This is a genomic window from Methylobacterium oryzae (assembly GCF_021398735.1).
Taxonomy (GTDB): domain Bacteria; phylum Pseudomonadota; class Alphaproteobacteria; order Rhizobiales; family Beijerinckiaceae; genus Methylobacterium.
Map to the genome: position 1 here is coordinate 4286429 of NZ_CP090349.1, position 14774 is coordinate 4301202.

Below are 14774 nucleotides of genomic sequence, written 5' to 3' on the forward strand. Positions count from 1 at the left end.
GGCGGATCAAGCGATCCCGAGGGCCGCCTTCTCGACCTCGTAGGCGGCCCGCACGGCGGCGGCCCCGTAGGCGCGCTCCAGGCGGCGCACGGTGAAATGCGCCCGCGCGGTCGACTGGAAGTGGTTCATGAAGGCGGTGTTGACCGCCGCCCCGCCGAAGGCGCCGAGGATCGGCACCGCCTGGGCGGCGACCTTCTGGGAGGCCACGAGGCCGAAGCGCGCGGCGATCTGCGCGGTGAAGCGGATCAGCGCCGGCGCCGACTGGTCGAGGAGCGTCTTGCTCCCGGCGTAGCGCGCCGCCTCCGACAGGGTCTTGGCCAGCGCGGCGCGGACCGCGAAGTAGCCGCTCTCGGTGAGCGCCGAGCCCGCCTCGGTCTCCGCCATGGCCCGGCCGCCGAGGGCGAAGACCTGCACGCAGGCGAGCGCGCCCTCGGGGGTCTCGAGATCCTCCCCCTCCTCCCGGGCGATCTCGGCGATCGAGCGCAGCATCAGCGTGGTCGAGACCGGCAGCTCGACCGCCAGCGTCGCGAGGCCGAACGCGCCGCCGACCGCGCCCGAGAGCGCCGCCATCGCCTTGTGCTTGGCGTCGCCCGAGCCGAGCAGCCGCGTGAGACGGCTCTCGGCCTTCGCGGCCACGCCGCCGAGACCCTCGCCCTCGGCGGGGACGAGTTCCTTGCGCGGCAGCGTCGCCAGCGCGACGCGCAGCGCGCCCCGCATGGCCACCTCGGTGCTGCGGCTGACGGCCTCGGTGACCGGGGTCGGCAGCGATCTGCCGATGATGTCGAGGGGCGCGCCGGCCGCCGCGGAGAGCCGCGCCGCGAGGCTCGGACGCTCCAGCACCTGCACGGCGCGGCGCAGGGCGGCGAGATCCGCGTCGCTCAGCGCTATCTCTGGCGTCTCGGCCGGCAGCGTCTCGCCGGCGCGGGTGAGGTCGCTCGTGCTCATCCGTCGATCCCTGGATCTGTCCCGCTCACGCGGCCCCGGGGGCGCGCGCCGTGGTAGGAAGCTCGGGCCCCGGGATGCGGTTCCCCGGCTCCTGGGCGTCCCGCGCCGGGGCCGCGGCCTCCACCCGACCGCTCCGGCGCCCGACCGCGAGGCAGAGCACGAGGACGGGGATTCCCACGAGGGAGGTCATGACGAAGAAGGCCGGGTAGCCGATCGCCGCGACCACGAAGCCCGACGAGCCCGCGATCAGCTTGCCCGGCAGCGCGTAGAGCGAGGAGAACAGCGCGTACTGCGTCGCCGCGTAGGCCGGGCTGGTGAGGCTCGACATGTAGGCGATCAGCACGATCCCCGCGAAGGAGCCGCAGAAGTTCTCGATCGAGATGGCCACGGTCAGGCGCCAGATCTCGGGCGCGCCGGCCGCCAGCCACGCGAAGGCGAGGTGGGAGGCGGCGGCCAGGAAGGCGCCCAGCAGCAGCGTCGGGAACAGGCCGAACCGGGCCAGCGCCCAGCCGCCCGCGAAGCCGCCCGCGATGCCGACCCAGATGCCGTAGAGCTTGGTGACGGTGGCGATCTCCTTCAGGTCGAAGCCCAGCGTCCGGTAGAGCGGGCTCGCCATGACGCCGGACAGGAAGTCGGGCAGCCGGAACAGGGCCACGAGCAGGAGGATGCCCCAGAGCGCGCCGCCGAACCGGCCGTGCAGCTCGGTCAGCGGCTCCAGGATGGCGCGGCGCATCGACCAGAACCGGGACCGGCCTAGCGTCTCGGCGGGGGCCGCGCGCGGTCTGTCGAAGGCCGGGGCCAGCAGGGCGGCGATCATCCCGACCAGCATGAGGGCGGCCATGATCAGGTAGGCCAGCGTCCAGCCCCCCGCGGAGGCGATGAACAGCGCGCCGGCGCCGGCGCTGATCAGGCCGAGGCGGTAGCCGAGGTTCGAGGTCGCCGCCAGGATGCCCTGGAAGTCGCTGCCGGCGGCGTCGATGCGCCAACCGTCGATCACGACGTCCTGGCTGGCCGCGCAGAACGCCACCAGGAAGGCCCCGAGCCCGAGGAGCGCGAGGTTGGTCTTCGGGTCCGAGAAGGCCATCAGGATCAGGCACAGGGCGACCGCGGCCTGCGTCGTCACCATCCAGGCGCGGCGGCGCCCGAGCCGGGCGCTCAGCACCGGCACGTTCAGGCGGTCGATCGCGGGCGCCCAGAGAAACTTCAGCGAGTAGGGCAGCGCCACGTAGCTGAACAGGCCGATCGCCCGGACGTCGATGTCCGAGAAGGCGAGGCGGAGCGTGAACGTCCCCAGCACCAGGAGCAGCGGCAGTCCGGACGAGAATCCGAGTGCCAGCATGAGCGCGATCCGCCGATCCTCGACGATGTCGCGGAGCCGGAAGCGACGCGTCGCCTGTGGCTGGTTCGCCATGGCATGGAACTCCTGAGCGTTCGTGGCCTTGATCCCGCGAAATCGTGGCAGCCTTACGCCGCACCTGTCTCCGCTGGATCCTGCTGTCTTGCGCCCCAATCTTGGTAGAAGCTTGCTTAACGCGGTGTCCACGTCCCGCGGTCGGAGCGCGATGGTGGCGCCGCCGGACGAACGGGGGCACCGCCTGACTGTGGAATGACGCGTTGAGTGCCCGATCCGAGACCGGTCCGCCCCTCGCGACGCTCGTCGACGCGTTCGCGTCGAGTCCGTCGCCGATGGTCATCACCGATGCCCGCGCGCCCGACAACCCGATCGCCTGGGCGAACGACGCCTTCCTGAGCGCCACCGGCTACGCCGCCGACGAGATCGTCGGGCGCAACTGCCGCATGCTGCAGGGGCCGGCCACGGACCGGTCGACGATCCAGCGGATCCGCGCGGCCGTCGAGTCCGCCGAGGCGATCTCGGTGGAGCTGCTCAACTATCGCAAGGACGGGACGTCGTTCTGGAACGCGATGACCATCACGCCGGTGCGCGACGCCGAGGGGCTCGCCTACTTCTACGCCGCCCAGGCGGACATGACCCATGTCCACCAGATGGAAGTGTCGATGCGCGGCACCAACGACGAACTGGAGCGCCTCGTCGCGGCGCGGACCCAGGACCTGACATCGGCGCTGGAGCAGAAGACCGCCCTCCTCCACGAGGTCGATCACCGGGTGAAGAACAATCTCCAGGTGATCTCGTCGCTGATGCTGCTGAAGGCCCGGCGCACGCCCGAGGGCGAGGCGCGCGACGCGCTCCAGGGCATGGCCGAGCGGATCGGCGCCCTCTCGACGGCGCACCGGATGCTCTACTCCGAGGGCGACTGCACGCACTTCAACCTCGGCGACTTCGCGGCCGAGTTCCTGGCCGACATGAATGCCGGCCTGGACCCGGAGCGGCGCCGGGTGGAGGCCGACGTCGAGCCGATCGCGGTGGCCGCCGCGATGGCGGCGCCTCTCGCGCTGATGATCCACGAACTGACGGCCAACGCCCTGCGCCACGCCTTTCCGGGCGAGCGCGAGGGGCGCGTGTCGATCGTCGCCCGCCGCACCGATGGCGGGATGCACATGACGATCCGCGACGACGGCGTCGGCGTCGCCGCGGCGGCCCCGAACCCGGCGGGGTTCGGGCGCAATCTCGTGGAGATGGTGGTCCGGCAGATGCGCGGGACCATCGCCTGGGCGGATGCCGGCCCGGGCACGACCGTCGAGATCGACATCCCGCTCCTGCAGCCGGCTTGAGAAATCGACGTGGAGGCATCAAGCTCGTCGGCCGCGGGGCCGGAGGACGAAGAGCGCATGGGGACCGGGAACGCCGCCGCGGACGCCGCGCTCCGCATCCTCGTGGTGGAGGACGAGGCCCTGATCGCCCTCGAGCTGGAATGCCTGCTGGACGATCTCGGGCACGTCACCGTCGGCGTCGCCGGCAACGCGACGGAGGCCATCGCGATGGGCCGGTCCACGGCGCCCGACGTCGCCCTCGTCGACATCCACCTCGTCGACGGCCCGACCGGCATCGACGTGGCCCGGGCGCTCTCGGCCGACCGGCGCACCACCGTGGTGTTCATGACCGCGAACGCCAAGCGCATCCCGGCCGATTTCGCCGGCGCGATCGGGGTGATCGCCAAGCCCTATTCCGAGCGCGTCGTCGCCAGCACCCTGGACTACGTGGCCGATCGCCGGGCCGGCCGCGACGGGCCGGCCTGCCCGGACGGGTTCTCGCCCGCGCCCGTCTGAGGTTCTTCGGGTCAGGCCCCCGGCGCGCGGCCCACGGGTCTCAGCCCCGCGCCGCGCGCTCGCGCTTCAGCCGGTAGAGCGCGTCCAGCGCCTCGCGCGGGGTCAGCGCGTCCGGGTCGATCCCGTCGAGCAGCGCGCCCAGCGGATCCTCCGGCGGCGGTTCCGGCGGCGGGGGCGGCGCGAGGGCCGCGAAGAGCGGCAGGTCGTCGATCCGGGCGCGGGCCGGGCGGCCGCGCTCGGCCTTCTCCAGGCTCTTGAGGATCGCGCCGGCCCGGGTCACGACGCTGCCCGGGAGGCCGGCGAGCCGTGCCACCTGCAGCCCGTAGCTGCGCTCGGCGACGCCCGGCACGACCTCGTGCAGGAACACGACGCCGTCCCGGTGCTCGGCCACCTTCAGGGTGGCGTTCTCCAGCCGCGCCAGCCGGTCGCCCAGCGCCGTCAGCTCGTGGAAATGCGTGGCGAACAGCGCCCGGCAGGCATTCACCTCGTGGAGGTGCTCCAGGCAGGCCCAGGCGATCGACAGGCCGTCGAAGGTCGCGGTGCCGCGGCCGATCTCGTCCAGGATCACCAGGGAGCGCCGGGTTGCCTGGTTGAGGATCGCCGCGGTCTCGACCATCTCGACCATGAAGGTCGATTGCCCCCGGGCGAGATCGTCGGCGGCGCCGACGCGGGAGAACAGCCGGTCGACCCGGCCGATCCGCGCCTCTGCGGCCGGCACGAAGGCGCCGATCTGGGCGAGCACCGCGATCAGCGCGTTCTGGCGCAGGAAGGTCGACTTGCCGCCCATGTTCGGGCCGGTGATCAGGCGGATCCGGCCGCGCGTGTCGCCGGACAGGTCGCAGTCGTTGGCGATGAACGGCTCGCCGGCCCGGTGCAGGGCCGCCTCGACCACCGGGTGGCGGCCGCCGACCACGACGAAGCTGAGCGAGTCGTCGACCACGGGACGCCGCCAGTCGAGCTCGACGGCGAGTTCCGCGTGGCTCGCCGCCACGTCGAGCCCGGCCAGCGCCTCGGCCACCTCGGCGACGGGCTCGGCCTGGGCCAGCACGCGGGCCGCGAGGTCGTCGAAGACGGCGGCCTCCAGGGCCAGGGCCCGGTCGGAGGCGCCCGAGATCTTCGATTCGAGCTCGCCCAGCTCGACGCTGGTGAAGCGCATCGCGTCCACCATGGTCTGGCGATGGACGAACTCGCTCTGCAGGCCCTTCAGGCAGGCCTCGCCGACGGATTGCGGGACCTCGATGAAGTAGCCCAGCAGATTGTTGTGCTTGATCCGCAGGGTCCGGCAGCCGGTCTGCTCGGCGTAGCGCGCCTGAAGGGCCGCGATCACCTTGCGGGAATCCTGTCCGAGGGTCCGCGCCTCGTCGATCTCCGGGTGGTAGCCCGTGCGGACGAATCCGCCGTCGCGCCGGCTCAGGGGCAGCTCGTCGGCGAGCGCCGCCGCCAGAGTCGCGATGAGCGCCCGGTCGGCCTCGGCCAGATGCTCGGCCAGCCGGGCGAGTTCCGCCGGGAGGCCGTGCATGGCGGCGAGGCGCGCGCCGAGATCCGCCGCGACCGCGAGGCCGTCGCGGATCGCCGCGAGGTCCCGAGGACCCGCGCGACCGAGCCCGGTCCGCGAGAGGGCCCGGGCGAGGTCGGGCGCGCGGGCCAGGGCGTCGCGCAGGAAGCCGCGCAGGCGCGCGTCGTCCACCAGGTACGCCACCGCGGCGTGCCGCCGGGCGATGGCGTCGAGATGGGTGAGCGGGCCCGCGAGGTGCTCAGCGAGCAGCCGCGCCCCGTTCGCCGTCACGGTCCGGTCGATCGTGGCGAGGAGGCTCCCGGCGCGCTCGCCCGACAGGGTGCGGGTGAGTTCGAGATTGGCCCGCGTCGCCGCGTCGATCGCCAGGGTGGCGCCGCCATCCTCGCGGGTCGGGACCGCCAGGGGCGGACGGGCCGCGAGCTGCGTCCGGGCGATGTAGAGCAGCGCCGCCCCGGCGGCCGCGATCTCGGCCCGGGTGAACTGGCCGAACCCCTCCAGGGTCGAGACCCCAAACTGCTCGCGCAGGCGCCGCTCGGCGGCCGCGGGCTCGAGCTCGGCCTGCGCGAGGGGCACGACGGCGGCGCGGCTCTCCTGCCACAGGCGCGCGAGGGCCGGATCGGCGTGGATCGCCTCCGACAGGACGATCTCCCGCGGGTCGTGCCGCGCGATGGCGCCGGACAAGTCGCCGCCCGCGACCTCGCTGAGGGAGAAGCGGCCCGTGGAGATGTCCACCGCGGCGAGGCCGTAGGCGACCGCCCCCTCCCCCGTCTTCCGGCGGCCGATGGCCAGGAGGAGGTTGGCGCGGGCCGGGTCGAGGAGCCGGTCCTCGGTGATCGTGCCGGGGGTGACGAGCCGCACGACCTCGCGGCGGACCACGGATTTCGGCCCGCGCTTCTTGGCCTCGGCCGGATCCTCTGTCTGCTCGCACACCGCCACGCGGTGGCCGAGGGCGATGAGGCGGTTGAGATAGTCGTCGGACCGGTCGACCGGCACGCCGCACATCGGGATCTCGCCGCCCGCGTGCTTGCCGCGCTTCGTCAGGACGATGCCGAGGGCCCGGGACGCGATCTCGGCGTCCTCGAAGAACAGCTCGTAGAAGTCGCCCATCCGGTAGAACAGCAGGCAGTCCGGATTGGCGGCCTTGATCTCGATGTACTGCGCCATCATCGGCGTCGCGCCGGCCGGGTCCAGGCCGGGCGTGGGCGTCGTGTCGGCGGCGGGGCGGACGGCGGTTCTGGCCATGCCGCCTCTTAGCAGAGCGACGCCGGCGAATCAGGCCGGGCGAACCGATGCGACTGGGGAGAAGGCGCCCGGACTCCGCATCGCCGGTGGATGGCGCCCGGATCCGCCACAGCCTGCGCGGAATCCGGGCGCGGTCGCGATGTCAGTAGCGCGGGCCGCCCGTGGTGTTGCCGAGCTGCTGCTGGTAGCCCGGGCGCGACGGGTTGCGGGCGTTCGGGTTGCCGTGGCGCATCGTGTTCATGCGCCGCATCCGGCGCTCGTGCCGGGTCGAGTGATGGCGGTGCATCCGGTGATGATGCATGCGGTGATGGCGATGCATCGCCACGGTCTCGACCATGTCGGATCCGGCGAAGCCGGGCTGCGCGATCGCGGGCGCGGCCTGCGACGCGACGGTTCCGGCCAGGAGGCCGCCGAAGACCACACCCGCGGTCAGGAAAGAACGAAAAGACATCGTGGAGTAGCTCCGATCAGCCCTCATGGGCCACCACCAAGTGACAAGTGCTCGTCATGTTCCGGAGCGGCGAGCGAAAAATAGTACGTGGCTTCCGAGAAGCGAACGGATTACCGCACCGCCCGACGCGCGTCCGCACTCGCCGGCGCGGAGACTTGCGAGATCCGGCCGTGCATTGAATATCGCTCTACAACTTGCCCGCGTGGACCGGCCCGCTTTCACGCGGGTGCAAGGCGGCTAGCGGAGGAACGCGCCGAGGTCGGCGTTGACCGCCTCGGGCTCCTCGTGGGCGAGCCAGTGGCTGGCCCGCTCGTACCAGCGGAGCCGGCCGGCGTCGCAGAACGCGAGGCTCGCCTCCGCCAAGCCGGGCTGCAGCGCCGTATCCCGTCGCCCCCAGAGGATGAGCACCGGCACGCGCACCCGCGGCGGCCGCGCCCGGGGCAGCTGCACCAGGGCCCGGTACCAGTTCAGCATGCCGGTCATCGCGCCGGGCCGGAGCCACCCCGCGACGTAATGGTCGAGATCGGCCTGCGCGAAGGTGCCGGGCCGGCTGGAGGTCGTCAGCGCGCGCCGCAGGGCCCGGCCGCGATCCGCCGTGAGCAGCCGCTCGGGGAGGCGCGGGAGCTGGAAGAGGCCCACATAGGTGCTGCGCAGCCACTGACCGGGATGGCGGCGCATGTAGGTGCCGACGATCGCGGGATGCGGCGCGTTGAGGATCGCCAGCCGGTCGATCCGCTCGGGGTGGCGGCTCGCCACCCACCACGCGACGAGGCCCCCCCAGTCGTGGCCGACGAGCCGCACCGTGGGCGCGCCGTAGGCGTCGGCCAGGGCCAGGACGTCGCCGGCCAGCCGGTCCAGGTGGTAGGCGGCGATCCCCGCCGGCTTGTCGCTGAGGCCGTAGCCGCGCTGATCCGGCGCGATGATCCGCAGCCCCGCCTCGGCGAGCGGCCCGATCTGGTGGCGCCAGCCGTACCAGGATTCCGGGAAGCCGTGCAGCAGGATGGTCGGCGGCCCCGTCTCGGGGCCCGCCTCGGCCACGTGCAGGCCGATCTCCGGCAGGGCGATCCGGCGAAACCTCACTCCCGCGACGGTCATTCTCGCGCGCGCTCCGTCATGTCCGGCTCCCCCGCGGCGGAGAACGCGCGCGTCCTCCGGTCCGATCCGCTCAGAAGCCGAGCGCGGCGCCGTCGCCGGCGTCCGGGGAGAGCTGGTCGCGCAGACGCTCCGGCGCGGTCCGCGTCCAGAGGCACAGCAGCACGAAGGCGGCGCCGTGCAGGAGGGCGTGCGGCCCGGAATGGTCGGCCGCGGCGCGCCGGTCCGGCGCGGAACCGGGCACGGCGCCGGTCGGGGTCTTGGCAGGATGGGTCATGGTTCCGGTCTCCCGATGACGTGTTGCACCGGAGATCGTCGGCGGATGGTCCGGGTTACAGGGCCGCGGGCGCCGCGCGTGCGCCGCCGCACGCGGACATCTCGGCGCACCGGGTCAGCGCATCGGCTCGAGCCAGCGCGCGAGGGTCCCGGTCGCGATGCCCGCGCGGGTCTCCCGGTAGCCGAGTTCCGCCGATTCCCGGAAGCGCGACCACGCCCGCAGGTCGATGCCGGAGAGCTGCGGCTTCAGCACGGCGGTCGCGTGGGCCGCCGCCATCAGGCTCTGCGCGTCGCTCGACACGGTGGCGGCGCGCAGGAGCAGCGGGGCCAGGCCCGGCATCGCCAGCGGTGAGCCGATCAGCTTGCGCATGAGCCGGCCGCTCCACCCGCGCCGCGGCATATCCTGGAACGCCCGGTCGGTCCCGACATCGACGGCCAGGACCGGGCCGCGCTCCAGCCCGGCGGCGACGTCGGCCGGCAGGTTGTTCATCATGCCGCCGTCGACCAGGACGCCCTCGTCGCACAGCACGGGCGGCAGGAGGCCGGGGATCGCGATGCTGGCGCGCAGGGCCTTCGGCAGGTCGCCCGAGCGGTGCACCATGGTGTTGCCGGTCGTCAGGTTCGACGAGACGCAGAAGAACGGCAGCCAGAGGTCCTCGATGCGCACGCCGCCGTAGCGCGCCGCGAGGCCGGCATCGACCTTTGCGCCGCGGGTCAGCGCGTGCAGCGGCAGCGTGTAGTCGTTGATCGGGTTGCTGGTGGCGAAGAACGCCTCGATCTGGGCCTGGATCTCCGCGACGCTCCAGCCCATGGCGAGGCTCGCCGCGATGATCGCGCCCATGCTGGTCCCGCCCACGAAGTCGGGCGCGCAGGACACCTCGTCGAGGGCCTTGAGCACTCCTAGATGGGCGAGCCCCCGGGCCCCGCCGCCGCCGAGGACGAGGCCGCGCGCCGACCCGCTGGCGAGCCGCGCGAGGCGATGCAGATCCCCCCGGTCGCCGTCCCGGACCTGGATGCGCATCGCCGCGGGCAGCGCGGCGACCTCCGGATGCAGGGCCTTCGGGCGCCGGGCCGCGGGGTCCTGGCGCACGACGAGGTCCATGCGGATCCAGTCGGAGCGCACCCGGTCGAGATAGGCCGCCGCGCCCGGCCGCGGCGGCGCGCCGGGCTCGGCGAGGAGCAGGACATGGTCGCCCCGCCGCTGGCTCTGGCGGCACCAGGGGCAGTCGATGTCGTGCGCCGCGAAGATCGTGCGCGCGTGGGCGCCCTCGAAGGCCTGGAACCACGCCTCGTCGGCGCCCTCCGGCCAGTCGGTGAGGCAGCCGGTCTTCCCGGGCAGCAGGGCGTCGAAGGCGGCGGCGAGCTGCCGCGCCACCCGCGCCGGATCGGGCCCCTCGGTCACGGCCAGGATCGTGAAGATCCGCGGTGCGTGGTGGACCGAGTGGCCGTCGTAGATCGCCCGCAGGCGGTCGGCGAGCATCCGGGCGAAGTAGAGGAGTGTGTGCGGGTGCTCGGCGATCACCGCCTCGAAGGCCCCGCGGGTGAGTTGCAGGAGGTGCGAATCGCGCAGCGCCATAACGGTCGCCGCCCGCGGGGCGTCCGACAGCAGGGCCATCTCGCCGAAGGTCTCGGGCGGCCGCAGGCGCGCGATCCGGGTCGGCCGCCCGGCATGGTCGCGGGCCGAGACGCCGACCGCGCCGGAGACCAGCGTGTACAGGGCGTCCCCGGTCTCGCCCTGCTCGAACAGGGTCCGGCCGCCCGGCACCGCCACCGGCACCATCCGGGCCCGCACGGCCGCGATTGCCGGCGCGTCGAGGCCGGCGAGGAACGGGATCTCGGGTGCGCTCACGCCGGGACCGCCGCGTCGCTCGTCCCGCGCAGGCCTGCCGACGAACCCTGCCCCATCGTTCCGTTCCCGTCCCCGTGTCTTTCGACCACCATAGCGCATGGCGGCCGCCGGTACGCCCCGTGACCGTGGCCCGCATGTGAAACGCCGAGCCTTCGCGCGGCGGCGGCCATCCGCTACAGGCGGTGAAACACCGGAGCCGGGAGGAACGCATGTCGGGGCTTGAGCGGATCGCGATCGTGACCGGGGCCGGGACGGGTGTCGGCAAGGCCGCCGCCCTGGCGCTCGCCGACGCCGGATGGCGCGTCGTCCTCTCGGGGCGGCGTCAGGCTCCCCTCGAGGAGGTCGCCGCGCGGATCGGACACGGAGCCCTGGCGGTCCCGACCGACGTGACCGATCCCGACTCGATCGCCGCCCTGTTCGCGCGCACCAAGGCGGAGTTCGGCCGGCTCGACCTGCTGTTCAACAATGCCGGGATCGGCGCTCCGGCGGTCCCGCTGGAGGATCTGCCCCTCGAGACCTGGCGGCAGGTGGTCGACACCAACCTCACGGCGCTGTTCCTGTGCACGCAGCACGCCTTCCGGATCATGCGCGACCAGGATCCCCGGGGCGGCCGGATCATCAACAACGGCTCGATCTCGGCCCACGCGCCCCGACCGAACTCCATCGCCTACACGGCGACCAAGCACGCCGTGACCGGGCTGACCAAGGCGACCTCCCTCGACGGCCGGGCCTACGACATCGCCTGCGGCCAGATCGATATCGGCAACGCCGACACGCCCATGGGCGGCAAGATGAAGGCCGGCGTCCCGCAGGCGGACGGCTCCCTGCGGGCCGAGGCGGTGATGGATCCGGACCATGTCGGTCAGGCCGTGCTGTCCATGGCGAGCCTGCCGCTGGAGGCCAACGTGCAGTTCATGACCATCATGGCCACCAAGATGCCGTTCGTCGGCCGCGGCTGAACCAACGCGGTTTCCGGGCCCGCGCGGCGACGCCGCGCTGAACTGCTTGGCGGTGCGGACACGCGATCCGCCCTCCCCTGATCCGATCGAGCGGACCGGTCATCGCCGCCGTGCCGATCGGCCGGCCGCGCCCCGTGGCCCGCGCGACCCCATCGCGCCGACCGGCGATCGAACTCGGACCTGAACCCGCGGCGCGCTCCACACACACACCTGAGACCGCGCCGCGAGACGGGGCGCCGCGCGTGCCGATTGACGGCCCCATCTATAACTCATACAAATCGAATGCTCGAGCTTCTCAAGTTGCGGGCTTGGCCCTCGAAGAGGCTGCCGGCGGCGCCCGGATTGCGCTTCTGCCTGCCAACCCGGCCAAGTTTGCCGGATCGGCTCCCGCAGGGATATTCGGTCGGGCAGTGGATGGGTGTCGGCCATAGACTAGATAAGTAAAACATCGAGTTTTAATTATAGAAAATAATCGACCGACAATAACAGAAGCACGGACTCGCTTCGATTGAAGTCGAAGTCCGGCTGCGCAGCGATAGGGGGGGATTGTGATCGCCAGGCATACGGTTCTCAAATACATCCTGGGCCTGTCGCTCATCGGCGCGTGCGCCACGGCATCGGCGCAGGCGGCCGGCGGGGATTCGATCGGGGTCGCCATGCCGACCAAGTCGTCGCAGCGCTGGATCGACGACGGCAACAACATCGTCAGGCTTCTGAAGGCCAAGGGCTACAATCCGGATCTGCAATACGCGGACGACGACATCCCGACCCAGCTCGCCCAGATCGAGAACATGCTCACCACCGGCGTGAAGATCCTGGTGATCGCTTCCATCGACGGCACGACCCTCAGCGATGTGCTGTCGAAAGCGAGCGAGCGCGGCGTCAGGGTCATCGCCTACGACCGGCTCATCCGGGGGACGCCGAACGTCGATTACTACGCCACCTTCGACAACTACAAGGTTGGCGTTCAGCAGGCGACATCCATCGTCGACGCCCTCGGCTTGAAGGACGGGAAGGGGCCCTTCAACATCGAGCTGTTCGGCGGTTCGCCCGACGACAATAACGCATACTTTTTCTACGACGGCGCCCTGTCGGTGCTGAAGCCCTACATCGACGCGAAGAGGCTCGTTGTGCGCTCGGGCCAGTTCGGCATGGACAAGGTGTCCACCCTGCGCTGGGACGCCGCGACCGCCCAGGCGCGGATGGATAACCTGCTCTCGGCCTATTACGGCAACGCCCATCTGGATGCCGTGCTCTCGCCCTACGACGGCATCTCCACGGCGATCCTCTCGTCGGTGAAGAGCGTGGGCTACGGGTCGGGCGGCGTGAAGCTGCCGGTGATCAGCGGCCAGGACGCCGAGCTGCAATCGGTCAAGTCGATCATCGCCGGTGAGCAGACGGCGACGATCTTCAAGGACACCCGGGACTTGGCCAAGGTGACGGTGGCGATGATCGACGCCATCGAGGCGGGCCGACAGCCCGAGGTCAACGACGTGAAGACCTACGACAACGGCAAGAAGATCGTCCCGTCCTACCTGCTCACGCCGGTGATCGTCACCCGGGCCAACTGGAAGCCGGCCCTGATCGACACGGGCTACTACACGCTCGACCAGCTCAAGTGACCGATGCCGGGGCGGAGCCCGGTCGCTCCGCCCGATCCGATCCCCGCCGCGACGACTGTCGCGCGGGCCGAACGTGCAGTCCGAGCTGGTAGGCGCCGCATGCAGCCCGTTCTCGAAATGCGGGGAATCACCAAGACCTTCCCCGGCGTGAAGGCCCTCTCCGACGTCAACCTGACCGTCGAGCCCGCCGAGATCCTCGCCCTGGTCGGCGAGAACGGCGCGGGGAAGTCGACGCTGATGAAGGTGCTGAGCGGCGTGTATCCCAACGGGTCGTACACGGGTGACATCACCTACGAGGGGCGGCCGGGCCGCTTCCGCGACATCACGGACAGCGAGCGCCTCGGCATCGTGATCATCCACCAGGAACTCGCCCTGGTGCCGTACCTGTCGATCGCCGAGAACATCTTCCTCGGCAACGAGCCGGCCCGGTTCGGGGTCATCGACCGGGATCGTGTCCAGGCCCGCGCCCGCGCGCTGATGGCGATGGTGGGGCTCGACGAGAGCCCCGACACCCTCGTCACCCATCTCGGGGTCGGCAAGCAGCAGCTCGTGGAGATCGCCAAGGCGCTCTCCAAGGAGGTGAAGCTCCTGATCCTCGACGAACCGACCGCGTCGTTGAGCGAGACCGACAGTGAGGCCTTGCTGCAGCTCCTGCTGCGCTTCAAGGCGCAGGGCATCGCCTCGATCCTGATCTCCCACAAGCTGAACGAGATCGCCCAGGTGGCCGACCGGATCACGGTCCTGCGCGACGGCAGCACCGTCGAGACCCTCGACTGCCGCGGCGGCGCGATCGACGAGGGCCGCATCATCCGGGCGATGGTCGGCCGCACGCTGGAGAGCCGCTACCCGGTCCGCACGCCGCGGATCGGCGCGGTGCTGATGGAGGTGCGCGACTGGACGGTCCACCACCCCGTCCACGCCGGCCGGGCGGTGGTGCGCGACGTCGACCTGAGCCTGCGCCGGGGCGAGATCGTCGGGATCGCGGGCCTGATGGGCTCGGGCCGGACCGAGCTCGCCATGAGCCTCTTCGGCCGGTCCTACGGCCGGGACATCCGGGGCACGGTCCGGATCGGGGGTGTCGAGGTCGACGTCTCGACGATCGACCGGGCGATCGCGGCCGGCCTCGCCTACGTCACCGAGGATCGCAAGCAACTCGGGCTCGTGCTGGGCGAGGACATCGCCCGGAACACCACCCTGGCGAACCTGCCCGGGATCTCCACCGCCGCGGTGATCGACGAGGCGGCCGAGCACCGGGTCGCGACCGGCTACCGCACCAAGATGCGCATCCGCTCCGTCGGGGTGACGCAGCAGACCGTGAATTTGTCGGGCGGCAACCAGCAGAAGGTCGTGCTGAGCAAGTGGCTGTTCACCCGGCCCAAGGTGCTGATCCTCGACGAGCCGACCCGCGGCATCGATGTCGGCGCGAAGTACGAGATCTACAGCATCATCAACGAGCTGGCGGAGGACGGCCGCGGCGTCCTCCTGATCTCCTCGGAGATGCCGGAACTGCTCGGCCTCTGCGACCGCATCTACGTGATGAACGAGGGGCGCTTCGTGGGCGAATTCGACCGCGCCGAGGCCAGCCAGGAAGCGATCATGCGCGCCATCATGCGCTCCAGGGGGCTGAACGGATGAC

12 protein-coding genes are annotated in these 14774 nt (G+C 71.7%); 5 read left to right on the forward strand and 7 right to left on the reverse strand.

What is annotated here, in order from left to right; genetic code table 11:
• Positions 1-6: 6 nt before the first annotated feature.
• Together LXM90_RS20500 and LXM90_RS20505 are read right to left on the reverse strand one after the other, a co-directional pair.
• Positions 7-945, reverse strand: a complete 939-nt coding sequence (locus LXM90_RS20500; protein WP_020093480.1) for an EcsC family protein — start codon at positions 943-945, stop codon at positions 7-9.
• A 25-nt stretch (positions 946-970) separates the two neighbouring features.
• On the reverse strand, positions 971-2356 hold the full coding sequence (locus LXM90_RS20505) for an AmpG family muropeptide MFS transporter (protein ID WP_020093481.1): 1386 nt from the start codon (positions 2354-2356) through the stop codon (positions 971-973).
• A gap of 203 nt (positions 2357-2559) precedes the next feature.
• Here LXM90_RS20505 and LXM90_RS20510 point away from each other — a divergent pair, with 203 nt between their 5' ends.
• Together LXM90_RS20510 and LXM90_RS20515 are read left to right on the forward strand one after the other, a co-directional pair.
• A complete protein-coding gene (locus LXM90_RS20510; RefSeq protein WP_020093482.1) occupies positions 2560-3636 on the forward strand; it encodes a histidine kinase dimerization/phosphoacceptor domain -containing protein in 1077 nt (358 codons plus the stop codon).
• Positions 3637-3693: 57 nt separating this feature from the next.
• Complete coding sequence (locus tag LXM90_RS20515) at positions 3694-4131, forward strand: response regulator (protein WP_020093483.1); 438 nt, start codon at positions 3694-3696, stop codon at positions 4129-4131.
• Positions 4132-4171: 40 nt separating this feature from the next.
• Here the strand turns inward: LXM90_RS20515 and mutS are convergent, their stop codons facing one another.
• The 5 genes from mutS to LXM90_RS20540 all read right to left on the reverse strand — a co-directional run bounded on the left by mutS (position 4172) and on the right by LXM90_RS20540 (position 10557).
• Positions 4172-6889, reverse strand: coding sequence for a DNA mismatch repair protein MutS (mutS, locus tag LXM90_RS20520; protein WP_020093484.1), 2718 nt, complete (start codon positions 6887-6889; stop codon positions 4172-4174).
• 142 nt (positions 6890-7031) lie between these two features.
• Positions 7032-7340 (reverse strand): hypothetical protein, encoded by a 309-nt coding sequence (locus LXM90_RS20525; protein WP_026604979.1) that lies wholly within the window; start codon positions 7338-7340, stop codon positions 7032-7034.
• A gap of 237 nt (positions 7341-7577) precedes the next feature.
• Entirely contained in the window at positions 7578-8435 is an 858-nt protein-coding gene (locus LXM90_RS20530) for an alpha/beta fold hydrolase (protein ID WP_020093486.1), read from the reverse strand.
• 70 nt (positions 8436-8505) lie between these two features.
• Complete coding sequence (locus LXM90_RS20535; RefSeq protein ID WP_020093487.1) at positions 8506-8709, reverse strand: hypothetical protein; 204 nt, start codon at positions 8707-8709, stop codon at positions 8506-8508.
• A 114-nt stretch (positions 8710-8823) separates the two neighbouring features.
• Complete coding sequence (locus tag LXM90_RS20540) at positions 8824-10557, reverse strand: patatin-like phospholipase family protein (protein WP_234081027.1); 1734 nt, start codon at positions 10555-10557, stop codon at positions 8824-8826.
• 209 nt (positions 10558-10766) lie between these two features.
• Here LXM90_RS20540 and LXM90_RS20545 point away from each other — a divergent pair, with 209 nt between their 5' ends.
• The 3 genes from LXM90_RS20545 to mmsA all read left to right on the forward strand — a co-directional run bounded on the left by LXM90_RS20545 (position 10767) and on the right by mmsA (position 14773).
• Complete coding sequence (locus tag LXM90_RS20545; RefSeq protein ID WP_020093489.1) at positions 10767-11516, forward strand: SDR family oxidoreductase; 750 nt, start codon at positions 10767-10769, stop codon at positions 11514-11516.
• A 548-nt stretch (positions 11517-12064) separates the two neighbouring features.
• Positions 12065-13138, forward strand: a complete 1074-nt coding sequence (gene chvE, locus LXM90_RS20550; protein ID WP_020093490.1) for a multiple monosaccharide ABC transporter substrate-binding protein — start codon at positions 12065-12067, stop codon at positions 13136-13138.
• Positions 13139-13237: 99 nt separating this feature from the next.
• Positions 13238-14773: a multiple monosaccharide ABC transporter ATP-binding protein gene (mmsA, locus tag LXM90_RS20555; protein ID WP_234081028.1), complete on the forward strand. Its 1536-nt coding sequence runs from the start codon at positions 13238-13240 to the stop codon at positions 14771-14773.
• Position 14774 lies beyond the last annotated feature (1 nt).